We start from the raw sequence: 22,693 nt of genomic DNA, 5'->3' as shown, positions 1-22,693 counted from the left end.
GAAAAAAAGGCGGAACTTTCTGCCTTTTTTTATTTGTATAAGAAAATCGTAATAAACATTTTTTCTGCTCAAAATATTGGTTATTTATACAGTATGACCTGAATTCATTTCACGGAAAATGTCGGATAGCGGTCGGCGAAATAATCCCGCAAAAACTCAACCGTAATTCGTACCTTCGCGGAGTTCGCCAGCCGGGAGACATAAACGGCCCAGATGTTTGCTGGTTGATAATACTCCGGCAGAACCTGCACCAGTTGACCGCTGGCAATATTGTCACAGACATCCCACCATGAGCGTAACGCAATCCCCTGGCCGTCCAGGCACCACTGGTGAACGATCTCCCCATGGTTCGACGACAGCGCGCCTGTCACTTTGATGGCATGTTGCCCCTCTTTATTTTGGAGTTGCCAAACGCCAAATGGGTGATCGCGCTCTTTTATTACCAGACAGGAACAGGCGGACAGCTCCGTCAGTTGCTTTGGCGTGCCGTGCTGCGCTAAAAATGACGGCGAGGCGCAAAGAATACGATAGTTCGTACCCAGTTTGCGGGCGATAAGATTCGGCGCGATATCATCGCCAATGCGAATATCCAGATCGACGCCTTCATTTGCCAGATCCACCAGCCGATCTTCGACATCAAAGCGCAATTCCAACTGGGGATACTGCTTCGCCAGTGCTGAAAGCGCGGGCGCTACCACGCGTCGGCCAAAGCCAAAGCTACTGATGATCCGCAGCATCCCTTGCGGCACCTGACGTACGTCAGAAAGCTCGTCCATCATCTGATCCACATCATACAAAATACGCTGCGCCCAGGCGTAGATGCGCTCGCCCTCTTCGGTCATGCTCACCCGCCGGGTGGTGCGATGTAGCAGAACCACGTTGAGCGTATGTTCCAGTAGGGCGATACGTTTGCTGACGAAGGCAGGCGATACGCCCAGCTCCTGCGCCACCGCGGCAAATCCCGAACGCCGGGCAACCTGCATAAAGACGCGTAAGTCATTTAACAACGGCAGATTATTCATGATCTGTGTTTTATGTTTCACCAGTTGGTCTCATTAACTGCCGTTCAGTCAATTATAGGATAGCGGTGAAGTCAATTTTCTGAGCCGATAAGTGAGATCTGAAATGAACAAAACCTGTCGCATTGCCGCCATCCCCGGAGACGGCATTGGTAAAGAGGTTCTGCCGGAAGGGCTACGGGTGTTAAAGGCCGCCAGCGAGCGCTGGGGGCTGTCTCTGAGTATTGAAACCTTTGAATGGGCCAGCTGTGAGTACTACCAGCAACACGGCAAGATGATGCCGGATGACTGGCACGCACAGTTGTCATCGTTTGATGCCATCTATTTTGGCGCGGTTGGCTGGCCGGACACCGTGCCGGATCATATCTCCCTGTGGGGATCGCTACTGAAGTTCCGCCGTGAATTCGATCAGTACGTTAACCTGCGACCGGTACGCCTCTTTCCGGGAGTGCCCTGCCCGCTCGCGGGCAAGCAGCCTGGCGATATTGATTTCTACGTGGTGCGAGAAAATACTGAAGGCGAATATTCGGCGTTGGGTGGACGGGTTAATCCGGGCACCGAACATGAACTGGTGATCCAGGAGTCGGTGTTTACCCGCCGCGGCGTGGATCGCATTTTGCGCTATGCGTTCGAACTGGCGCAAAGTCGCCCGCGTAAAACGCTGACCTCCGCCACCAAATCTAACGGGCTGGCGATCAGTATGCCATTCTGGGATGAACGCGTGGAAGCAATGGCGCAGCACTTTCCCGCTATTCGCTGGGATAAGCAGCACATCGATATTCTGTGCGCCCGGTTTGTCATGCAGCCGGAACGCTTTGACGTAGTGGTCGCCTCAAACCTGTTTGGCGATATTCTGTCTGACCTCGGTCCGGCGTGTACGGGTACCATTGGCATCGCGCCTTCCGCCAACCTGAACCCGGAGCGCACTTTCCCCTCCCTGTTCGAACCGGTCCACGGTTCCGCGCCGGACATATACGGCCAGAACATTGCCAACCCGGTCGCCACTATCTGGGCAGGCGCGATGATGCTCGATTTCCTTGGGGAAGGCGATGCGCGCTATACCGCTGCCCATGACGGTATCCTGGCGGCGATCGAGCAAGTGATTGCCAGCGGACCGAAAACGCCTGATATGAAGGGGAACGCCTCAACCCGGCAGGTAGGCGAGGCTGTCTGCGAACGGATACGGTCCATGCAGTAAGCGAAGGCCGTACATGGCGGATGTCCAGCCGGAGCGGGCTGACATTAGCCCTGACGCGGATACTCCGCCAGCAGCGCATGAAGCTGCGCGGCCATCAACTCGCCGCGCCAACCGGAGATCAATTCTGGCTCGCCGTTTTGCGGTTTGAGCTGCCAGTGCCAGTTAAGCAACTGGTTGATCTGGCGGCGTGACGCCAGCAGTTCGGCGCTGACGTTATGCCCGGCGCTCACTCCGGCAATCAGCGCTTTAATATCTTTAAACGCTTTCCGATAGCCAGGCATGTCGATCAGATTAAGCAGCGGCGCTGGCAGCGCCTCCTCGGGTAACGCCTGCGCTTTGGCAACCAGCGCGAGCAGCGTCTTGCCATGGAAGCGAATTTCACTGCCGGAAAGCCCGAGGCTATCGAGTTCCCCCATGCTGCCGGGCATATAGCGCGCCACCGACCACAGATGTTCTTCACGCACCACGAAGTTCACCGCCAGATCGCGCTCGCGCGCCTTTCGCAACCGCCAGTCGGCAAGCAGTTGCAGACAGGCCAACTGGCGGGTACGCAGTTGCCAGGCATTGGTGATATCACGCCACGCCTCTTCCGGCGCCAGAATATCCTGACGACGTTGCTGCATCAGACGGCATTCGTCCAGCGCTGCGGGCAGCCAACCAGCAGCTTCGGTTTCCGCCATCAGTTTTCCGGCGATCGGCAACAGATACCATACGTCCGCCGCCGCATATTCACACTGGCGTTCCGTCAGTGGACGCGCCAGCCAGTCGGTCCGCGACTCGCTCTTGTCGAGCGCCACGCCGCTAAACTCTTCGACCATTGAGGCAAAACCCCACGACAGCGGGCGACCGCAGAAAGCCGCCAGAATTTGCGTGTCGATCAGCGGCTGCGGCAGCTCGCCAAAGGCATTCAGAAACACTTCCAGATCTTCACTGCCTGCGTGCAGATATTTCGTGATAGCAGTATCGCGTAAAATCGCCTTCAGCGGCGACCAGTCGGTGATGCCATGCGGATCGATTAGCGCAACATGTTCGCCGTCGAACAACTGGATAAGCCCTAACTGCGGGTAATAGGTGCGCGTACGAACGAATTCGGTATCAAGGGCGATGGCAGGAAACGCGCGAACCGCCTCACAGAGGGTCGCCAGCGCGTCGTCAGTGGTGATCATTTGGTAATTCAAATTGCTTTCTCTTTGTTTTACGCCAAAAAAAACGCCGGATTATCCGGCGCTTGACGTGTTGCTTAACGCTCAGCCTTTATTGTCTACTTTGGCGCGGGCTTCGTCACGCAATTCTCGACGTAAAATTTTTCCGACATTGGATTTTGGCAATTCATCGCGGAACTCCACCAGCTTCGGCACCTTATAGCCGGTTAACTGGCGGCGGCAGAAAGTCACCAGCGCCTCGTCCGTTAATGACGGATCTTTTTTCACCACGAAAATCTTCACCGCTTCGCCGCTGCTGCCGGACGGCACGCCGACGGCCGCGACCTCCAGGACTCCCGGATGCTGCATCACAACATCTTCGATCTCGTTTGGATAAACGTTGAAACCTGAGACCAGAATCATGTCTTTCTTACGGTCGACAATGCGCAAAAAACCCTCATCGTCCATCACCGCGATATCACCCGTATGCAGCCAGCCGTCCTTGATGATCTCGTCGGTCGCATCCGGACGCTGCCAGTAACCGAGCATCACCTGCGGACCTTTGACGCACAGTTCGCCGGGCTGATCCGGCGGCACTTCGTTATCATCATCGTCCACCAGCTTAGCTTCGGTAGACGGCACCGGCAACCCAATGCTGCCGCTGTGATAGTCAATATCATGCGGGTTCACGCTGACCAGCGGCGCGCATTCGGTCAGGCCATAGCCTTCCAGCAGATACTGCCCGGTCAGTTTCACCCAGCGTTCAGCTACCGCCTGCTGCACCGGCATACCCCCGCCGGCGGAAAGATGCAGGGAGGAGAAATCCAGTTGCTGGAACTCTTTATTATTCAGCAACGCGTTAAACAGGGTGTTCACGCCGGTCATGGCGGTAAACGGGTACTTTGCCAACTCTTTCACCAGCCCCGGAATATCGCGCGGGTTGGTAATCAGCAGGTTCTGTCCGCCCAGTTCGATAAACAGCAGGCAGTTCATGGTCAACGCGAATATGTGGTACAGCGGCAGTGCGGTCACCACCAGCTCTTTCCCCGGATGCAGGAGCGGTCCATAGGTCGCTTTCACCTGCTCAAGGTTAGCCAGCATATTGCGATGGGTGAGCATCGCGCCTTTCGCCACGCCGGTCGTGCCGCCGGTATATTGCAGGAAAGCCAAATCCTCAGACACCACTTCCGGCTTCACGTACTGCATGCGGTAGCCCGCATGTAGCGCGCTGCGAAACGAGATGGCATCCGGCAGATGGTACTTTGGCACCAGACGTTTGATGTATTTGACCACAAAGTTCACCAGCGTCCCTTTCGCCGTCGACAGCTGGTCGCCCATGCGGGTCAGAATAACGTGTTGAACCTGAGTTTTCTCAACCACTTTTTCCAGGGTGTGGGCGAAGTTCGAGACAATGACGATCGCCGCCGCGCCGCTGTCGTTGAGCTGATGCTCCAGCTCGCGCGGCGTGTATAGCGGGTTGACGTTCACCACGATCATCCCGGCACGCAGAATGCCAAACAGCGCGACGGGATACTGCAACAGGTTTGGCATCATTAGCGCGACGCGATCGCCCTTTTTCAGACCCAGCCCTTCCTGCAAATAGGCCGCAAACGCCCTGCTCCGCTCTTCCAGCTTGCGGAAGGTCATCACCTCCCCCATATTAACGAACGCGGGCTGATCGGCGTAACGCGCGACAGCATGTTCAAACAGTTCTACCAGGGATTGATAACGGTCAGGATTGATCTCCGCAGGCACATCCGCGGGATAACGGTTTAACCAAACCTTCTTCACTGCATCACCTCTAAAATGAGTGTTCGTCGTCATCGCAACCCCATATAATAAACAAGTCGTTAACATAATATTAACTCAGCGTACCAGTTTATTAATTACTCAACGAAAAGGTTGCGAAGCGCGTCACTATTTATTTTTCTTATGACATGACTAACGCAGAAACAGCGGACGTGCCGCTGTTTCTTTTACTGATAATACAAAGGGTTACTCTGTGACTATCGTCTGAACCTGAGCAGGCCCAGGGTTATACCACCCCCAGCCGCCGTAGCCATAGGGCCAGCCTCGTCCGCCATAGAACCAGGGGTCGATAGGCTGCGGCGGCATGACGACCTGTTGAGCGATACGCCAGCGCTTGTAGCCCGTCACGTCCATGGTCATGAAGTTATACGGCGTGTTGCCGACTTTCCCCGCCACGCTGCCGGTGATCGGCCCGACGACCGTCACTAACTGACCGCGAAAATCGACCGGATCAAGAAAGCCGTTCACGTTAGCATAAATACGTCCGCGTGACGGCTCGCCAAGGATCGGGCGCGCGCCGCTGTCCAGCGGGACGGTAGCGATTTCCAGTCGGGTTTTGCCCTGCTGGTTTTGTATATCCACCACCTTACCGCCAAATCGCGCTTCCTGACCAACGTACAGCTGCGGGGCATTCATCACCCGCATCAGATCGTCCTGCGGCGTCGGGCTGGTGCCTTTGATGGCATCCGGAACGGTCACACACCCGCTGAGCATCAGCACGATCGCGCCCGCCAGCAGATTTTTAACAACTTGTTTTTGAACCGCCATACTGCGACTCCTTTTCTCAGCGCACTGCCCCGAAGTTCCAGTGCATTTCCAGGGCATACATACTACTGAGATTCATTCTTTGCCCGGAAGTTTCTTCCAGGCCACGTTGTTACGTAAATAAACCGGTTCGGCATGTTCAACAGCGACCGTTTTTCCTGCCGCCAACAATTGGCGGGCAACAGGAAGCATGTCTTCCGCTGCGGGCAGCAAAATGCCGCCGTCACGCAGCGCCAGAGCGCTCTGTTTACCGAGATCGGGCCACGCAGGCCAGCCGGTTCCCACGGTAACCCATTCGCCGTCGAGCTGCTGCAGCCGTCCTTCCACCTGCTCCGGTTTGAGCACCGCTTCCGTTTCTTCGCCGTGCCAGAGGCCGTTTTCGTCACGCTGATACTCAGCCCAGTAGACTTCGCCCATGCGCGCGTCAATGGCCGCCAGTACGCGGGTTGCGCCGCTTTTGCGCCAGGCGCCCTGCGCCATTGTCGCCAGCGTGGAGACGCCAATCATCGGCAGTTCCGCCCCCAGGGCCAGCCCCTGCGCAATGCCAATACCAATACGCACGCCGGTAAAACTGCCCGGCCCGCGTCCAAAGGCCAGCGCGTCAAGTTCAGTGAGTGAAAGGCCGCTTCGGGTCAGGATGTCCTGCACCATGGGCAGGATACGTTGCGTATGTTCGCGTGGACAAAGCTCAAAATGAGCCGTGAGGGAACCGTCGTTCCACAGAGCGACAGAACAGGCTTCTGTGGCGGTATCGATAGCCAGAATTCGCATGGGTTTTCGTGCTTAGATCAATAAAATGGCCCGCATCTTACCATACTCCAGCGTAAATTACTCCGCTGAAGGCATAGCGAGAAAACGGACCGCGCGGGCGATATCCCGGGTACGCGGCGCGGGCGGCAGACTGGCCAGAAACGTCGCGCCATAGGGGCGCATTACCAGCCGGTTGTCGCAAATCACCAGCACGCCGCGATCGTCGGCATCGCGGATCAGGCGGCCTACGCCCTGTTTCAGGGTGATCACCGCATCGGGTAATTGCACCTCGTCAAACGGATCGCCGCCACGCAGTCGACAGTCTTCCATTCGCGCTTTCAGCAGCGGATCGTCCGGCGAGGTAAACGGCAGCTTATCGATAATCACCAACGACAGCGTATCGCCGCGCACATCCACCCCTTCCCAGAAACTGCTGGTCGCCACCAGCAGGGCATTACCGGCGCTGACGAACTGCTGTAACAGCTGGCCTTTACTGGTTTCGCCTTGCAGCAGTACCGGCAGCGTCATGGTCGCGCGAAACTGCTCCGCCAGGTCGCGCATCATGGCGTGAGAAGTACAGAGCATAAAACAGCGCCCATTATTGGCTTCGATGATCGGTCTTAACATTGCCGCCAGTTGGCGCGCCGCGCCTGGCTGGTTGGTTTGCGGCAGATTGCGCGGCACGCACAGCAATGCCTGACGGCTGTAGTCAAATGGGCTGGGCAGCAGCATCGATTCCGCCTGCTCAATACCCAGACGTGCGGTAAAATGGTGGAGGTCGTCGTTCACCGACAGCGTGGCGGAGGTGAAGATCCAACTCCCCGGCTTCTGCTCCATCACCTCTTTGAATTTGTCCGCCACGGTCAACGGGGTCAGCGCAAGGGTAAAATTGCGCGACGTGCATTCGTACCAATAGCTGTAACCGGGTTGATTGATCTCTTTCAGCCGCTTCAGGCGCGCCCGGTAGAGGGTGGCGCGCTCAAAGGCGGCGTCAAGCAGCGCCGAGCGGCCAAGCGACAGCTTCGCCACGTCATAACATAACTCGAGGGTGTCATCGAGCAGTAAAAAGGCACGCTGCACGCGCGGATCTGCCAGCAATTCGCGCAGATTGCCGCGATACCCCGGTTCGCCCAGCTGCAGGCGAAAATCCTGCGCGCTTTGCGCCAGACGGTCGGCACATTTTTGCAACTGCTGGGTGTCTTTCAGCTCGGTACGATAGGCAATGGTAATATCTTTCGCCAGATCCATCAGTTGGCGACTGGAAAGCGATTGTCCGAAATACTGGCTGGCAATGTCCGGAAGCTGGTGGGCTTCGTCGAAAATCATCACTTCCGCCTCCGGGATCAGTTCGCCGAAACCGCTCTCTTTGACCACCATGTCAGCGAGAAACAGATGATGGTTCACCACCACGACATCCGCCTCCATCGCTTTTTTACGCGCTTTTACCACGAAGCAGTCTTTATACAGAGGACAGTCGCTACCGAGGCAGTTATCGTTAGTGCTGGTAACCAACGGCCAGGCCTGGGAATCTTCGGCTACGCTGACGCAGGTACTGATATCGCCATCTACGGTCTGGTTCGACCAGGAGCGCAGCAGGATCACATCGCTTAAGGTCTGCACCGGCAGGTCTCCCCCCGCCAGCGCCTGTTGCTCCAGGCGTTCGAGGCAAAGATAGTTTGAACGCCCTTTCAGCAGAGCCAGTTTGCCGCTGTACTGTAGCGCTTTTGCTACCGTCGGCAGATCGCGGCTGTACAGCTGATCCTGCAAGGCCTTCGACCCCGTAGAGATAATCACTTTCTTTTTCGCGCGCAATGCTGGCGCGAGGTAGGCGTAGGTTTTCCCCGTCCCCGTCCCGGCTTCCACCACCAGCGGCTGCGCACGTTTAATGGCCTGTGTGACGGCTACCGCCATCTGTCGCTGTGGTTCGCGCGGTTTAAAACCCGGTATCGCTTTAGCCAGCTGACCTTCTGGTGCAAAATCGTCCGTCACACTACCCCCTGTTAATTTGAACAGGGATTATGTCAGGCCGGAGAGTCTTACGCCAGTTGAAGAAATGTCGACGCCCTGACAATATGGCAGTTTGCCCGCGTATGCAGAACGTTAAAGAGGAAGAATGTATGACGATTATTCGTATTGATGCCGAAGACCGCTGGTCCGACGTGGTGATCCACAACAACACGCTGTACTACACCGGCGTGCCGTCGAATCTGGACGCCGATGCGTTTGAACAGACGGCCAATACGCTGGCTCAGATCGACGCCGCGCTGGCGCAGCAGGGCAGCAGCAAGTCACGTATTCTTGATGCAACCATTTTCCTGGCGGATAAAAGCGATTTTGCGGCGATGAACAAAGCCTGGGACGCCTGGGTCGTTGCCGGACACGCTCCGGTGCGCTGCACGGTGCAGGCTGGATTAATGAACCCGAAATATAAAGTTGAGATAAAGATTATCGCGGCGGTCTGAGTCGCTATTCGTCTTCATCGTCAAAACGCGCCACGATCCGTTCGCCGGTATGCGTGGCGCGTAGCTCTTCCGCCACCAGCGCAATCGCCTGACCGCTGCTCATGCCCTGGGACATCAGTTCCTGGATTCGTTCAACCGCTTTCTGCTGCTGCTCGTGGCTGAGTGAAGGTAAACCTGCAAACATCGTCAACTCCTGCTAAATTGTCTGCGCTAATTATTTCATGCAACCCGTCACATAGCCAGTACAGTCAGGATCAATGAAGACGTTATCTCCCGCGATTATTACGCTCCCCTGGCGTCAGGACGCCGCCGAATACTATTTTGCCCCGCTAAGCCATTTACCCTGGGCGATGCTGCTGCATTCCGGCCATGCGAATCATCCGCACAGCCGTTTTGATATCGTGGTGGCCGATCCATGCTGTACGCTCACCACCCACGGCGACGCAACCCAAATCCGCGACGCGAATGGCGTTCGCGACAGCCACGACGATCCGCTGGCGTTACTGCAAACGGCGCTGGATACGCTGCAGCTTCATCCGTCGCCTAATGACGCGCTTCCGTTTCAGGGCGGCGCGCTGGGATTATTCGGCTACGACCTTGGGCGACGTTTTGAGTCATTGCCGTCTATTGCGCAGCAGGATATCCCTCTTGCGGAAATGGCGATTGGCATTTACGACTGGACGCTGATTGTCGATCATCACCGCCACACGGTGACGCTGCTCAGCCATACCGACGTACAGGCACGCTACGACTGGCTGAAAAGCCAGCGTTCCCCCGCCCGGACGCCGTTTGCGCTGACCTCTGGCTGGCAGTCGAATATGAGCCGCGAACAGTATGGGGAAAAATTCCGTCAGGTGCAGGCGTACCTGCACAGCGGCGATTGTTATCAGGTGAATCTGGCGCAGCGTTTTCAGGCGGCGTATCAGGGGGATGAATGGCTGGCCTTTACGCAGCTTAATCAGGCCAACCGCGCGCCGTTCAGCGCCTTTATACGTCTTGACGAAGGGGCGATTCTGAGCCTGTCGCCGGAACGCTTTATGTTGCTGGATAAGGGCGAAATCCAGACCCGGCCGATCAAGGGAACCCTGCCACGACTGTCGGACGCGCAGGCCGACCGCCAACAGGCGCAAAGACTGGCGCATTCGGCAAAAGATCGCGCCGAAAATCTGATGATCGTCGACCTGATGCGTAATGACATCGGCCGCGTGGCGATTCCCGGCACGGTGAAAGTGCCGGAACTGTTTGTCGTTGAACCGTTTCCGGCGGTACATCACCTGGTCAGCACCATCACCGCGCAACTGCCCGCGACGCGCCACGCCACGGATCTCCTTCGCGCTGCGTTCCCGGGCGGCTCCATTACCGGCGCGCCAAAAGTGCGGGCGATGGAGATTATCGATGAACTGGAACCCCATCGCCGCAACGCCTGGTGCGGCAGCATCGGCTACCTGAGCGTGTGCGGCAATATGGACACCAGCATTACTATTCGCACCCTCACAGCGGTTAACGGTCAGCTATACTGCTCTGCCGGAGGCGGCATTGTGGCCGATAGCGAGGAACAGGCGGAATATCAGGAAACGTTTGATAAAGTGAACCGTATTTTGCATCAACTGGAGAACTAACCCGTGGAAAACACAGGCCTGACGCTGGATGATTTTTTATCACGCTTCCAACTTTTGCGACCGCAGATCAATCGTGCGTCGCTCAATCAGCGCCAGGCTGCGGTTCTCATTCCGGTGGTGCGTCGTCCTCAGCCCGGGCTGCTACTGACCCAGCGTTCCGTGCATCTGCGCAAGCATGCCGGACAGGTGGCCTTTCCCGGCGGCGCGGTAGACAGTACTGATGTGTCGCTTATCGCCGCCGCTCTGCGTGAAGCGCAGGAAGAGGTGGCTATTCCGCCGGAAGTGGTGGAAGTGATTGGCGTTTTGCCGCCCGTGGATAGCGTCACCGGGTACCAGGTGACGCCAGTGGTGGGCGTGATCCCGCCAAACCTACCTTATCGCGCCAGTGAGGATGAGGTATCCGCTGTGTTTGAAATGCCGCTGGCACAGGCGCTGCATCTGGGGCGTTACCATCCGTTGGACGTTTACCGTCGAGGCGATTCTCACCGCGTATGGCTGTCATGGTATGAGCATTATTTCGTCTGGGGTATGACCGCGGGCATCATTCGTGAACTGGCATTGCAGATTGGCGTGAAGCCGTAGGGTTATGGCGCAAGGCCAAACGGAAAATATAGCCTGCGATCTGAAAAGGATATCTGTCACACCGGCAACAGGTTGCATGATGAGATATCCTGCGATCTGAACAGGATATCTGTCACACCGGCAACAGGTTGCATGATGAGACATCCTGCGATCTGAAAAGGATATCTGTCACACCGGCAACAGGTTGCATGATGAGACATCCTGCGATCTGAAAAGGATATCTGTCACACCGGCAACAGGTTGCATGGAGAGACATTCTGCGATCTGAACAGGGTATCTGTCACACCGGCAACAGGTTGCGTTCACCATACGGGCAGTGCTTCTCTGAACTTTCAGCACCCGTGAACGCGCAAGGGAGGCTCACCGCCGCCTCCCTTGCAACCCAGTCTCCCGGCAGGGAAAATCGCCACTGCGTGGTGCATTCGCCTTTTGCCGTCTGCCTGTCGGGTCGGGGGCGAGCCTGCCTCCCCGCAGGCCGCCCCCTCCGCCCGCTTCCCTGCGGGCGGCCCCGGTCAGCCGTCAACGGCTCATCGATTTTCACGCCGGACCGGATCATCGCTGCCACGCTCTGCTTTTCAGGGAGATGAGTTTCGCTGTGATGAGCAGCTGGCGCTGTACCCTAACAGGTTTACGGTTCTGGTTGATGCTGTTATCCCCTGCCCGCCGCTGTGGAGGTCAGGTGTGGATGGTCCGGCTGAAAATTGCCGACGTGTTTCCGTAAGGCCGGGGGAAGCCGCAGGGAGGCGGCTTCAGGGGGTGCGCAGCAGGGACGCTGCGTCACCCCCGACCCGACAGCCTGAAGGAATAAGCGGAGGGCACCGCGAAGCGGCAATTTTCCGACCGGGAGCCGGGATTGTTAAGGGCGTGGCGGAGAACGCCCTTAACACGTTCGCGGGAGACGGACGCCCTGAGAGGCACAGAACATGGGGCGAACGGAACCTTTCTGCGGGGTTACATGGAGAGATATCCTGTAATCTGAAAAGGGTATCTGTTACACCGGCAGGGAAATTACCCCCCTCTAGTCCCGCAAGCTATACTTATCTTTACGCGCAAACAACACAACCTGAAACTCCCGTCACAACATTAGTAAAAACGCGGTTACTCATTAGTTTAATTCATGTGAATAGTTAAGCTGATGCCGACGTTCCCTCTTACACTATGCGCAGTTATTACATCGTTTCTGGAAGTTTCCAGTCACCCTGTCAGGAGTATTATCGTGATTAGTCTATTCGACATGTTTAAGGTGGGGATTGGTCCCTCATCTTCCCATACTGTAGGGCCTATGAAGGCGGGTAAACAGTTCGTCGATGACCTGGTCGAAAAAGGATTACTGGATAGCGTTACCCGTGTTGCCGTCGACGTGTATGGTTCACTGTCGCTCACGGGTAAAGGTCACCACACCGATATCGCCATTATTATGGGCCTGGCAGGCAACGAACCTGCCACCGTAGATATTGACAGCATTCCGGGTTTCATTCGCGATGTTGAAAATCGCGGTCGCCTGCTGCTGGCGCAAGGCCAGCATGAAGTCGACTTCCCGCAAAATGACGGGATGCGTTTTCACAATGGCAACCTGCCGCTGCATGAAAACGGCATGCAGATCCACGCCTACAGCGGGGATAACGTTGTCTACAGCAAAACGTATTATTCTATCGGCGGGGGATTTATCGTCGATGAAGAACATTTCGGTCAGGACGCCGCCGGTGAAGTCAGTGTGCCGTATCCGTTCAAATCGGCTACCGAGCTGCTGGGCTTTTGCAACAGCACCGGTCTGTCGCTTTCAGGGCTGGCCATGCAAAACGAACTGGCGCTGCACAGCAAGAAAGAGATCGAAGACTATTTTGGTCACGTCTGGCAGACCATGCAGGCCTGTATCGATCGCGGGATGAACACCGAAGGCGTGCTGCCGGGGCCGTTACGCGTACCGCGCCGTGCTTCCGCGCTGCGCCGGATGCTGGTTTCCAGCGATAAGCTGTCCAGCGATCCGATGAACGTGATTGACTGGGTGAACATGTTTGCTCTCGCGGTCAACGAAGAAAACGCTGCCGGTGGGCGCGTGGTTACCGCGCCGACAAACGGGGCGTGCGGGATCGTGCCTGCTGTGCTGGCCTATTACGATCACTTTATTGAATCCGTTAGCCCGGATATCTATACCCGCTACTTCCTGGCGGCCGGGGCGATCGGCGCGCTGTATAAAATGAACGCCTCCATTTCCGGCGCGGAAGTGGGCTGTCAGGGTGAAGTCGGCGTGGCGTGTTCAATGGCTGCCGCAGGCCTGGCGGAACTGCTGGGCGCCAGTCCGGAGCAGGTATGCGTTGCCGCGGAAATCGGCATGGAGCATAACCTGGGGCTGACCTGCGATCCAGTTGCCGGTCAAGTTCAGGTTCCGTGCATCGAGCGGAACGCCATTGCCTCGGTCAAAGCGATCAATGCTGCGCGGATGGCCATGCGCCGTACCAGCGCGCCCCGCGTCTCGCTGGATAAAGTCATCGAAACGATGTACGAAACCGGTAAAGACATGAACGCGAAATACCGGGAAACCTCTCGCGGCGGTCTGGCGATCAAAGTGCAGTGTGACTAAGCCCGCCCACTCACACGCATAATTTTCCTTTCGCCCATCTGCCACGGATGGGCGAAATTTTTTGCCCTCTCTCGTCGGCCCGCATTTTCCCCACTACACTTGCTCTGTTACGGTTGGCTTTTCTGGCCGACGGTTTTCGGGTGGCCTGCATGCAGACAGCACAACGGATCATAAAAAAATATCGCCGCAGACGTTTTATTCTTTGCACGCTTTGTGCGCTGGCGACACTCATTCTGACGCTGAGCGTTCGATTTATTTCGGAGCGGAATTTAAATCAGCAGCGCACCGCCACCTTTGCCTCCCGCGCGGTGGCCTCACTGGATGAGATCCTCCGTCCCCTGCAAAACGGACGCGACAATCTACTACCTTTAATTGGGCTTCCCTGCGCCTCGGCGCACCTGCCTTTACGTAAAGAAGTCGCCCGGCTGCAAACGGTACGGGCTATCGCGCTGGTGCGAAACGGCGTGCTGTATTGCTCCAGCGTGCTTGGCCTGCGCGATGTCCCAATCCGCCAGCTTCAGCCCGATCTCCCAGCTGCGGATGCCAGGCTGTTGCTTTCCACAGACGCGGTACTTATTGCTGGCACCCCTATTCTGATCCAGTGGTATCCCGCTTCGCCCGATGGCAAAGACGGTCTGCTGGAGGTGATAAACATCGACCTGCTCATCTCTTTATTGCTGGAGCCGCGAAAACCGCAAATTACCCACGCCAGTCTGACGGTCGGCAACCGCCATCTCCTTTACGGTAAGGGTGTCGTCGCTACTCTGCCTCCTCTCGATGGAGATGAGCGCTATCAACGTCACTCGCAGCACTTTCCCTTTACCATCAGCGTCACCGGCCCGGGTGCAGAGGCGCTGGCGTTGAGGACGTTACCGACCCAGTTGCCGCTGGCCCTCCTGCTAAGCCTGCTGGTGGGGTATCTCATGTGGCTGGTCACCGCCAACCGGGTGAGTTTCTCCTGGGAAATTAACCTCGCCATCGCCCAGCGGGAGTTTGAACTGTTCTGCCAGCCGCTACTGGACGCGCACACGCAGCAGTGTACAGGGGTGGAAATCTTGCTGCGCTGGAATAACCCGCGTCAGGGCTGGATCTCACCGGACGTGTTTATTCCTATCGCGGAAGAACATCATCTCATCGCGCCGTTGACCCGGTATGTGATAGCGGAAACCATTCGGCAACGGCATTTTTTCCCGATGAGCCACCAGTTTCATATCGGCATCAACGTTGCCGCCAGCCACTTTCATAAGGGTGAGCTACTGAGGGATCTGGACCAGTACTGGTTCAGCGCACAGCCTGTGCAGCAACTGGTTATTGAACTAACGGAACGCGATGCCCTGCGGGATGTGGACTATCGTACCGTTCGCGAAATGCAGCGCCAGCATATCAAACTGGCGATCGATGATTTCGGCACCGGTAATAGCTCGCTGTCATGGCTGGAAAAGCTGCGCCCGGACGTGCTGAAAATTGATAAGTCGTTCACCCATGCCATTGGCACCGACGCCGTTAACTCGACGGTGACCGACATTATTATCGCCCTCGGGCAACGACTGAACATTGAACTGGTCGCGGAAGGAGTGGAAACGCAGGAACAGGCGCAGTATTTGCGCCGTCATGGCGTGCATTTGCTGCAAGGCTATCTTTATGCGAAACCCATGCCGCTGCGTGATTTTCCGCAGTGGCTGGCGGGAAGCCTGCCGCCTCCCGCCAGGCATAACGGGCGCATGACGCCCGTGATACCGCTGCGCTAGAGGCGATTACTCCTCTTCATCGTGCGCAGGCTGCTCTTTAACAATTCGCACCAGATCCACGCGATAGTCGTTAGCGTCGACAATGGTAATGCTGAGCGGGGCGACCTCAACCACCTCTCCAACATGGGGGATGTGTCCCTTCGCAGCAATCACCAGACCGGCCACCGTCGCGATATCTTCATCCTCATTAACCAAATTGTCCACCGCCAGCGCCTGTTGCAACGCGTGGAGATCGGTGCCGCCTTTCACTAACCAGCCGTTACCGTCAGCGGTGATTTCCGGCGTTTCGTCAGCATCCGGGAACTCTCCGGCGATAGCTTCCAGCACGTCCAGCGGCGTCACCAGCCCCTGTACGACGCCAAACTCGTTGGTGACGATCACAAAACTGCCGCGGGCGCGGCGCAGTACGCCGAGCAGGTTGATAGGATCCAGCGTTTCCGGGACCACTATCGCAGGCGAAGCCGAGGCGATCGCCGCCACGTCAACGCCCTCTTCCAGCGCCACCAACAATTCTTTCGCCCGCACGATACCAATGATCTCATCCAGTTCGCCACGGCACACCGGGAACAGGCTATGCGGCGAAGAAAGCAGTTGCTCGCGAATTTCACTCACGCTCAGGTTCGCGTCCACCCAACTGATTTCCCCGCGCGGCGTCATGATACCGCGCAGCGAGCGCTGGGCCAGGGTCAGGACGCCGTTAATCATATAGCGTTCTTCTTCCGCAAATGCGCCTTCCGGAATGGGCACCGCTGTCTGGCTGTCCGGCTCATGGGCCACGGCAGCCTGGCGTTTACCGCCCATCAAACGCAGGATGGCGTCGGCGGTACGGGCGCGCAGCGGTAGCGTTGACTGATGGCGAATGAAGTTGCGACGCGCAATCTGATTAAACACCTCAATGATGATCGAGAAACCAATCGCCGCGTACAGATACCCTTTCGGTATATGGAAACCAAAACCTTCCGCCACGAGGCTCAGACCGATCATCAGCAGGAAGCTGAGACAGAGCACCACCACCGTTGGGTGCTGGTTGACGAAACGGGTCAGCGGCTTCGACGCCAGCAGCATTACCGCCATGGCGATCACCACGGCCGCCATCATCACCGGCAGATGGTTCACCATACCGACCGCGGTAATCACCGCATCAAGTGAGAACACGGCGTCAAGAATAACGATCTGCGTGACCACCACCCAGAAACTGGCGTAGCCTTTTCCATGCCCTGAATCGTGCTCACGGTTTTCCAGCCGTTCATGCAGTTCTGTTGTCGCCTTGAACAGCAGGAATATCCCCCCCAGCAGCATAATCAGGTCGCGGCCAGAGAAGGTGAAATCCATAACGGAGAACAGCGGTTTGGTCAGGGTCACCATCCAGGAAATGATGGACAGTAGCGCCAGGCGCATAATCAGCGCGAGCGATAAACCGATAAGGCGCGCTTTGTCACGCTGCTTTGGCGGCAGCTTATCCGCAAGAATTGCAATAAAGACCAGGTTATCGATACCCAGAACAATTTCAAGAACGACGAGCGTGAGCAAACCCGCCCAAATTGAAGGGTCCATTAAGAATTCCATGACAAGCTCCTGCTTAAGGAATGGTTAACAGGCGATACGGCAATATGCAGACGAAAAGTGTGACACGAAATGCCAGACTGGCAGGCGCGTTGCGGCCTGAAAGTGAAATGACGTCGGTGACGATCCATATAGCGGGCTGGTGCCCTATACTCCTGATAAGTTAAACGGACGTTAAACATAACAGAGAGAATGTATTTTTGGCAAAGATTTACCTTCCTTTGCAAAGAAATGTAACGGGGATATTTTACTCTACGAAATTTCTCATCGGCGAAAGCTAAATTACGGATCTTCATCACATAAAATATTTTTTTCGATATCTAAAATAATTCACGAAACTCATTGCTTTTTCATTGTAACCCTTATCTGAATCGATTCGATTGCGGACGACGATTCAAATACATCTTACTGAATGATGTGTTAACGATAATAAAGGAGGTAGCAAGTGACCATTGCTATTGTGATAGGCACACATGGTTGGGCTGCAGAGCAGTTACTCAAAACAGCAGAGATGTTGTTAGGCGAGCAGGAAAACGTCGGCTGGATCGATTTCGTTCCTGGTGAAAACGCCGAGACACTGATCGAAAAGTACAACGCTCAGCTAGCAAAACTCGACACCAGCAGCGGCGTGCTGTTTCTCGTCGATACGTGGGGTGGCAGTCCGTTTAACGCTGCCAGCCGCATTGTCGTCGACAAAGAGCATTACGAAGTGATCGCTGGCGTCAATATTCCTATGCTGGTTGAAACCTTTATGGCGCGAGACGACAACCCGAGCTTTGACGAGCTGGTGCAGCTTGCTGTCGAAACCGGTCGCGAAGGCGTGAAAGCGCTGAAAGCGAAACCGGTTGAAACGGCGGCGCCTGCGCCTGTCGCCGCTGCGCCTAAAGCGGCGGCCCCCGCGAAGCCGATGGGACCAAATGATTATATGGTGATTGGCCTTGCGCGCATCGATGACCGTTTAATCCACGGTCAGGTGGCGACCCGCTGGACAAAAGAAACGAACGTGACCCGCATTATCGTCGTCAGCGACGAAGTGGCTGCGGATACCGTGCGTAAAACACTGTTAACCCAGGTCGCACCGCCCGGCGTGACGGCCCATGTGGTTGACGTCGCCAAGATGATTCGCGTTTACAACAACCCGAAATATGCCGGCGAGCGTGTGATGCTGCTGTTCACTAATCCGACCGACGTCGAACGCATTGTGGAAGGCGGCGTGAAGATCACCTCTGTCAACATTGGCGGTATGGCTTTCCGTCAGGGTAAAACCCAGGTGAACAACGCAATCTCCGTCGATGCGAAAGACATCGAAGCCTTCAATAAACTCAACGCGCGCGGTATTGAACTTGAAGCGCGGAAAGTTTCCACCGATCCAAAACTGAAAATGATGGATTTGATCGCCAAAGTGGGCAAGTAACCACCGGCATTTAATTAGCTTTCACACATATGTCTGTATAGCAATAGGAGAAGTACAATGGAGATTACCACTCTTCAGATTGTGCTGGTGTTCATCGTCGCATGTATCGCGGGTATGGAGTCGGTACTTGATGAATTTCAGTTCCACCGCCCACTGGTGGCCTGTACGCTCATTGGCGCCGTTCTCGGGGATATGAAAACCGGTATTATCATCGGTGGTACCCTGGAAATGATCGCGCTGGGCTGGATGAACATCGGTGCTGCGGTCGCACCGGATGCCGCACTGGCCTCTATTATCTCGACCGTTCTGGTTATCGCGGGTCATCAAAGCATTGGCGCCGGTATTGCGCTGGCGATCCCGCTGGCCGCGGCAGGCCAGGTGCTGACCATTATCGTTCGTACCATCACTGTCGCATTCCAGCACGCTGCGGATAAAGCCGCGGAAAGCGGCAACCTGACGGCGCTCTCCTGGCTACACGTTTCCTCCCTGTTCCTGCAGGCGATGCGTATCGCTATCCCGGCGGTGATCGTGGCGATCTCCGTAGGCACCAGCGAAGTTCAGGGCATGCTGAACGCGATTCCGGAAGTGGTGACAGGCGGTCTGAACATCGCCGGCGGTATGATTGTGGTCGTCGGTTACGCGATGGTCATCAATATGATGCGCGCAGGCTATTTGATGCCGTTCTTCTACCTCGGCTTCGTCACTGCGGCGTTTACTAACTTCAACCTGGTTGCTCTGGGTGTGATTGGCGCGGTCATGGCCATCCTCTACATTCAGTTGAGCCCGAAATATAACCGTGTCGCAGGTGCGCCAGTACAGGCCGCGGGTAACAACGATCTCGATAACGAACTGGACTAACAGGTGAACGAAATGGTTGATATGACTAAAACTACCACCGAGAAAAAACTCACTCAGAGTGACATTCGTGGCGTGTTCATCCGTTCTAACCTGTTTCAGGGTTCATGGAACTTCGAACGTATGCAGGCGCTGGGTTTCTGCTTCTCCATGGTACCGGCCATTCGCCGTCTGTATCCGGAGAACAACGATGCGCGTAAGCAGGCCATCAAACGTCACCTGGAATTCTTTAATACCCATCCGTACGTTGCCGCACCGGTTCTCGGCGTAACGCTGGCGATGGAAGAACAGCGCGCCAACGGCGCAGAGATTGACGATGGCGCGATCAACGGTATCAAAGTCGGTCTGATGGGACCGCTGGCGGGCGTCGGCGACCCGATTTTCTGGGGTACCGTACGTCCGGTATTCGCGGCATTAGGCGCCGGGATCGCGATGAGCGGTAGCCTGCTTGGTCCGCTGCTGTTCTTCATTCTGTTTAACCTGGTGCGCCTGGCGACCCGCTACTACGGCGTGGCCTACGGTTACCGTAAAGGCGTCGATATCGTTAAGGATATGGGCGGCGGCTTCCTGCAAAAACTGACTGAGGGGGCGTCAATCCTCGGCCTGTTTGTCATGGGGGCGTTGGTGAACAAGTGGACGCACGTCAATATTCCACTGGTGGTTTCCACCATCACCGGTCAGGACGGACAGACCCGCGTCACCACTGTTCAGACCATCCTCGACCAGTTGATGCCGGGCCTGGTGCCGCTGCTGCTGACCTTCGCCTGTATGTGGCTGCTGCGTAAGAAAGTTAACCCGCTGTGGATTATCGTTGGCTTCTTCGTCATCGGTATCGCAGGTTACGCCGTCGGCCTGCTGGGCCAGTAAGACTGTTGTACACTACCGGGGCCAAACGGCCCCGTTTTTATTTTCTCTGGAGGACAGATGTCGATCACGGACCTGGTGCTGGTTTTCTTTATCGCCGCGTTACTGGCATACGCGATTTACGATCAGTTCATCATGCCCCGCCGCAACGGCCCCACTCTGCTTGCTATCCCCCTGCTGCGTCGGGGACGCGTGGACAGCGTTATTTTCATCGGTTTACTCGCCATTCTGATCTATAACAACGTCACCAGCCATGGGGCAATTCTGACCACCTGGTTATTATGTGCGCTGGCGTTGATGGGCTTTTATATTTTCTGGATCCGTGCGCCCAGGATCATCTTCAAGCAGCAAGGCTTTTTCTTCGCCAATGTGTGGATAGAATATAACCGGATTAAAGAGATGAATTTATCGGAAGATGGCGTTCTGGTGATGCAATTAGAGCAACGGCGCTTACTCATTCGCGTTCGGAATATCGATGACCTCGAAAAAATATATAAACTTCTTGTTTCTTCTCAGTGAGTTACAGTTATAGCCTGAGCAATGTTTTACTGTTTTTTCGGTAACCTAAACATAGCTCAGGCTATATATCCGCTTCGAAAATGTTATTTATTTTAACGTTTTTTCAATAATTAAAGCCAAATGAAAATCGTTTGCAATTAGAAGTCAAATAATATTTTCCCGCAGTTGTTTTATATTCTCAAAATATGTTAAGGTTGCGCCGTCATTGGGGAGTAGCCGATTTCCAGACTCCGGAAATGTACGTGTCAACATACTCGTTGCAAAACGTGGCGCGTACGGACTCATCGTCAGTTGAGTCAGGCGAGACCATAGGCGCATCAACTGCTGTGCAGGCCACAGAACGTTGTTCCGGCATGCATGTTTACTGGGGGCAGTGGTGTGTTTTATGGAAACCCCGGTCAGGACGCTGTCATGAATATCACCGCCACAATTATTCTCGCTTTCGGTATGTCAATGGATGCATTTGCCGCATCCATTGGTAAAGGCGCCACGCTGCACAAACCTAAATTTTCTGAAGCCCTGCGCACGGGACTGATTTTCGGCGCGGTCGAAACCCTGACGCCGCTGATCGGCTGGGGGCTGGGGATGCTGGCAAGTAAGTTCGTGCTGGAGTGGAACCACTGGATCGCCTTTATCCTGCTGGTTTTTCTTGGCGGCAGGATGATGATTGAAGGCATTCGCGGCGGTAACGACGAGGATGAAGAACCCTTGCGCCGTCATGGCTTCTGGTTGTTGGTGACCACCGCCATCGCTACCAGCCTCGACGCGATGGCTGTTGGGGTAGGTCTGGCGTTCCTGCAGGTCAATATCATTGCCACCGCGCTGGCTATCGGCTGCGCGACCCTGATCATGTCAACGACGGGTATGATGGTCGGCCGTTTTATCGGTCCCCTGCTCGGTAAACGGGCCGAAATACTTGGCGGGTTGGTCCTGATTGGCATTGGCGTCCAGATCCTCTGGACGCACTTTCACGGTTAAGCCGCGCGTTGCCAGATGTGCAGACTAAAGTCCGTCTGGCAATCAAAGGTCTCTCTGTCGGCCAGCGCCGTCCACACTTCCGCTTTCGCTCGCCATGCGAATGGGGTCATCTGCAACAACGCCACCGCTGCCTGCCCACTCAGGGACATGGGGTAAGCGAGAGAAACCGACTCGACTAAAGTGAATCCTTCCAGCTGTTCCGCATGCGGCGCATGAAGACGCACGTCATTATAGATCAGCCCTTTCAGCTCCATTAAATGACGTGGCCCTGGCGTGGCGGTGATCACCCATCCGCCAGGTTTAACCACCCGCGCCAGTTCGGCGGCCTTACACGGTGCGTAAATCCTGACAATGGCGTTCAGGCTGGCGTCGGCAAACGGCAGGCGATGGCTGGATGCCACACAAAACGTGACCTGCGGATAGCGTTTTGCGGCGGCTTTAATGGCCACCTTCGCGACGTCCAGTCCATAAAGGGTAGCCGCAGGGAGAGCGTCAGCAAAGGCATGGGTGTAGTACCCCTCCCCGCAGCCGATATCCAGAATCGACGGGGCCGGAACGTCCAGACGCCCACAGAGTTGCGCCACCACGGCGTCACGCAGCGGTTGATAATGCCCCGCGTCCAGAAAGGCGCGTCGCGCCTGCATCATTTCGGCACTGTCACCCGGATCGCGTGAACGTTTGTGTTGTACCGGCAGTAGATTCACATACCCCTCTTTCGCCACGTCAAACTGATGACGCTGTGGACAGAGATAGCTGTTCTTCACCTGCTTAAGGGGCAGGTGACATAGGGGGCAGGAAAACGACATAGTAACTCCGGCAGGCTGC

The 22,693-nt window shown here is 56.0% G+C and carries 20 protein-coding genes and 1 riboswitch; of the genes, 11 read left to right on the top strand and 9 right to left on the bottom strand.

What is annotated here, in order from left to right; translation table 11 throughout:
• Positions 1-104: 104 nt before the first annotated feature.
• Positions 105-1,022 (bottom strand): LysR substrate-binding domain-containing protein, encoded by a 918-nt coding sequence (locus APU02_RS06670; protein ID WP_042287762.1) that lies wholly within the window; start codon positions 1,020-1,022, stop codon positions 105-107.
• Between the two features lie 103 nt (positions 1,023-1,125).
• On the opposite strand from APU02_RS06670, the gene APU02_RS06665 reads away from it, so the two are divergent.
• Positions 1,126-2,217, top strand: coding sequence for a tartrate dehydrogenase (locus APU02_RS06665; protein ID WP_060569609.1), 1,092 nt, complete (start codon positions 1,126-1,128; stop codon positions 2,215-2,217).
• A gap of 44 nt (positions 2,218-2,261) precedes the next feature.
• Here the strand turns inward: APU02_RS06665 and rnd are convergent, their stop codons facing one another.
• The 5 genes from rnd to APU02_RS06640 all read right to left on the bottom strand — a co-directional run bounded on the left by rnd (position 2,262) and on the right by APU02_RS06640 (position 8,672).
• Positions 2,262-3,395, bottom strand: a complete 1,134-nt coding sequence (gene rnd / locus APU02_RS06660) for a ribonuclease D (protein ID WP_082636786.1) — start codon at positions 3,393-3,395, stop codon at positions 2,262-2,264.
• A gap of 69 nt (positions 3,396-3,464) precedes the next feature.
• The gene (gene fadD, locus APU02_RS06655) at positions 3,465-5,150 is read right to left on the bottom strand and encodes a long-chain-fatty-acid--CoA ligase FadD (RefSeq protein WP_060569607.1); all 1,686 of its coding nucleotides are present in this window, start codon (positions 5,148-5,150) and stop codon (positions 3,465-3,467) included.
• Positions 5,151-5,354: 204 nt separating this feature from the next.
• A complete protein-coding gene (locus APU02_RS06650; RefSeq protein WP_060569606.1) occupies positions 5,355-5,936 on the bottom strand; it encodes a Slp family lipoprotein in 582 nt (193 codons plus the stop codon).
• 72 nt (positions 5,937-6,008) lie between these two features.
• Entirely contained in the window at positions 6,009-6,704 is a 696-nt protein-coding gene (tsaB, locus tag APU02_RS06645; protein WP_060569605.1) for a tRNA (adenosine(37)-N6)-threonylcarbamoyltransferase complex dimerization subunit type 1 TsaB, read from the bottom strand.
• A gap of 57 nt (positions 6,705-6,761) precedes the next feature.
• A complete protein-coding gene (locus APU02_RS06640) occupies positions 6,762-8,672 on the bottom strand; it encodes an ATP-dependent DNA helicase (protein WP_042287723.1) in 1,911 nt (636 codons plus the stop codon).
• 128 nt (positions 8,673-8,800) lie between these two features.
• On the opposite strand from APU02_RS06640, the gene APU02_RS06635 reads away from it, so the two are divergent.
• Entirely contained in the window at positions 8,801-9,145 is a 345-nt protein-coding gene (locus tag APU02_RS06635) for a RidA family protein (RefSeq protein WP_060569604.1), read from the top strand.
• Between the two features lie 4 nt (positions 9,146-9,149).
• On the opposite strand, the gene APU02_RS06630 is transcribed toward APU02_RS06635, so the two are convergent.
• Positions 9,150-9,329 (bottom strand): YoaH family protein, encoded by a 180-nt coding sequence (locus APU02_RS06630; RefSeq protein WP_042287725.1) that lies wholly within the window; start codon positions 9,327-9,329, stop codon positions 9,150-9,152.
• Between the two features lie 73 nt (positions 9,330-9,402).
• On the opposite strand from APU02_RS06630, the gene pabB reads away from it, so the two are divergent.
• The 4 genes from pabB to APU02_RS06610 all read left to right on the top strand — a co-directional run bounded on the left by pabB (position 9,403) and on the right by APU02_RS06610 (position 15,675).
• Positions 9,403-10,764 (top strand): aminodeoxychorismate synthase component 1, encoded by a 1,362-nt coding sequence (pabB, locus tag APU02_RS06625; RefSeq protein ID WP_042287727.1) that lies wholly within the window; start codon positions 9,403-9,405, stop codon positions 10,762-10,764.
• Between the two features lie 3 nt (positions 10,765-10,767).
• A complete protein-coding gene (locus APU02_RS06620; RefSeq protein WP_042287729.1) occupies positions 10,768-11,346 on the top strand; it encodes a CoA pyrophosphatase in 579 nt (192 codons plus the stop codon).
• Positions 11,347-12,562: 1,216 nt separating this feature from the next.
• Complete coding sequence (gene sdaA, locus APU02_RS06615; protein WP_042287775.1) at positions 12,563-13,927, top strand: L-serine ammonia-lyase; 1,365 nt, start codon at positions 12,563-12,565, stop codon at positions 13,925-13,927.
• Between the two features lie 149 nt (positions 13,928-14,076).
• Positions 14,077-15,675 carry an EAL domain-containing protein gene (locus APU02_RS06610; RefSeq protein WP_060569603.1) on the top strand — a complete coding sequence of 533 codons (1,599 nt, stop codon included), beginning with the start codon at positions 14,077-14,079 and terminating at the stop codon, positions 15,673-15,675.
• A 6-nt stretch (positions 15,676-15,681) separates the two neighbouring features.
• Here APU02_RS06610 and yoaE read toward each other — a convergent pair whose 3' ends face one another.
• Entirely contained in the window at positions 15,682-17,241 is a 1,560-nt protein-coding gene (yoaE, locus tag APU02_RS06605; protein ID WP_060569602.1) for a CNNM family cation transport protein YoaE, read from the bottom strand.
• Positions 17,242-17,683: 442 nt separating this feature from the next.
• Between yoaE and manX the strand changes: the two genes are divergently transcribed.
• The 5 genes from manX (at position 17,684) to mntP (ending at position 21,868) form a co-directional block, all read left to right on the top strand.
• On the top strand, positions 17,684-18,652 hold the full coding sequence (gene manX, locus APU02_RS06595; RefSeq protein ID WP_060569601.1) for a PTS mannose transporter subunit IIAB: 969 nt from the start codon (positions 17,684-17,686) through the stop codon (positions 18,650-18,652).
• A gap of 57 nt (positions 18,653-18,709) precedes the next feature.
• A complete protein-coding gene (locus APU02_RS06590; RefSeq protein WP_042287787.1) occupies positions 18,710-19,510 on the top strand; it encodes a PTS mannose/fructose/sorbose transporter subunit IIC in 801 nt (266 codons plus the stop codon).
• 12 nt (positions 19,511-19,522) lie between these two features.
• Positions 19,523-20,374: a PTS mannose transporter subunit IID gene (locus tag APU02_RS06585; RefSeq protein ID WP_024132703.1), complete on the top strand. Its 852-nt coding sequence runs from the start codon at positions 19,523-19,525 to the stop codon at positions 20,372-20,374.
• Positions 20,375-20,431: 57 nt separating this feature from the next.
• On the top strand, positions 20,432-20,890 hold the full coding sequence (locus tag APU02_RS06580; RefSeq protein WP_042287791.1) for a DUF986 family protein: 459 nt from the start codon (positions 20,432-20,434) through the stop codon (positions 20,888-20,890).
• Positions 20,891-21,085: 195 nt separating this feature from the next.
• Positions 21,086-21,188: riboswitch (yybP-ykoY riboswitch) on the top strand.
• Between the two features lie 113 nt (positions 21,189-21,301).
• Positions 21,302-21,868 (top strand): manganese efflux pump MntP, encoded by a 567-nt coding sequence (gene mntP / locus APU02_RS06575; RefSeq protein WP_060569600.1) that lies wholly within the window; start codon positions 21,302-21,304, stop codon positions 21,866-21,868.
• Here mntP and rlmA read toward each other — a convergent pair.
• The gene (gene rlmA, locus APU02_RS06570) at positions 21,865-22,674 is read right to left on the bottom strand and encodes a 23S rRNA (guanine(745)-N(1))-methyltransferase (RefSeq protein WP_060569599.1); all 810 of its coding nucleotides are present in this window, start codon (positions 22,672-22,674) and stop codon (positions 21,865-21,867) included. The two genes, mntP and rlmA, sit on opposite strands and share 4 nt — an antisense overlap.
• Positions 22,675-22,693 lie beyond the last annotated feature (19 nt).

It is taken from the genome of Citrobacter sp. 50677481, assembly GCF_001463265.1.
In the GTDB taxonomy this organism is placed as follows: Bacteria; Pseudomonadota; Gammaproteobacteria; order Enterobacterales; family Enterobacteriaceae; genus Citrobacter_A; species Citrobacter_A sedlakii.
Note: the sequence above shows the minus strand (reverse complement) of the source record. Positions and strands in the feature narration are given on the sequence as shown.

Bases quoted from the DNA above. Each gene is read 5' to 3' on its own strand.
- rlmA (WP_060569599.1), bottom strand. From the start codon at position 22,674: ATGTCGTTTTCCTGCCCCCTATGTCACCTGCCCCTTAAGCAGGTGAAG.
- mntP (WP_060569600.1), top strand. From the start codon at position 21,302: ATGAATATCACCGCCACAATTATTCTCGCTTTCGGTATGTCAATGGAT.
- APU02_RS06580 (WP_042287791.1), top strand. From the start codon at position 20,432: ATGTCGATCACGGACCTGGTGCTGGTTTTCTTTATCGCCGCGTTACTG.
- APU02_RS06665 (WP_060569609.1), top strand. From the start codon at position 1,126: ATGAACAAAACCTGTCGCATTGCCGCCATCCCCGGAGACGGCATTGGT.
- tsaB (WP_060569605.1), bottom strand. From the start codon at position 6,704: ATGCGAATTCTGGCTATCGATACCGCCACAGAAGCCTGTTCTGTCGCT.
- pabB (WP_042287727.1), top strand. From the start codon at position 9,403: ATGAAGACGTTATCTCCCGCGATTATTACGCTCCCCTGGCGTCAGGAC.
- APU02_RS06635 (WP_060569604.1), top strand. From the start codon at position 8,801: ATGACGATTATTCGTATTGATGCCGAAGACCGCTGGTCCGACGTGGTG.
- APU02_RS06610 (WP_060569603.1), top strand. From the start codon at position 14,077: ATGCAGACAGCACAACGGATCATAAAAAAATATCGCCGCAGACGTTTT.
- APU02_RS06585 (WP_024132703.1), top strand. From the start codon at position 19,523: ATGGTTGATATGACTAAAACTACCACCGAGAAAAAACTCACTCAGAGT.
- APU02_RS06650 (WP_060569606.1), bottom strand. From the start codon at position 5,936: ATGGCGGTTCAAAAACAAGTTGTTAAAAATCTGCTGGCGGGCGCGATC.
- APU02_RS06670 (WP_042287762.1), bottom strand. From the start codon at position 1,022: ATGAATAATCTGCCGTTGTTAAATGACTTACGCGTCTTTATGCAGGTT.
- APU02_RS06630 (WP_042287725.1), bottom strand. From the start codon at position 9,329: ATGTTTGCAGGTTTACCTTCACTCAGCCACGAGCAGCAGCAGAAAGCG.
- yoaE (WP_060569602.1), bottom strand. From the start codon at position 17,241: ATGGAATTCTTAATGGACCCTTCAATTTGGGCGGGTTTGCTCACGCTC.
- APU02_RS06590 (WP_042287787.1), top strand. From the start codon at position 18,710: ATGGAGATTACCACTCTTCAGATTGTGCTGGTGTTCATCGTCGCATGT.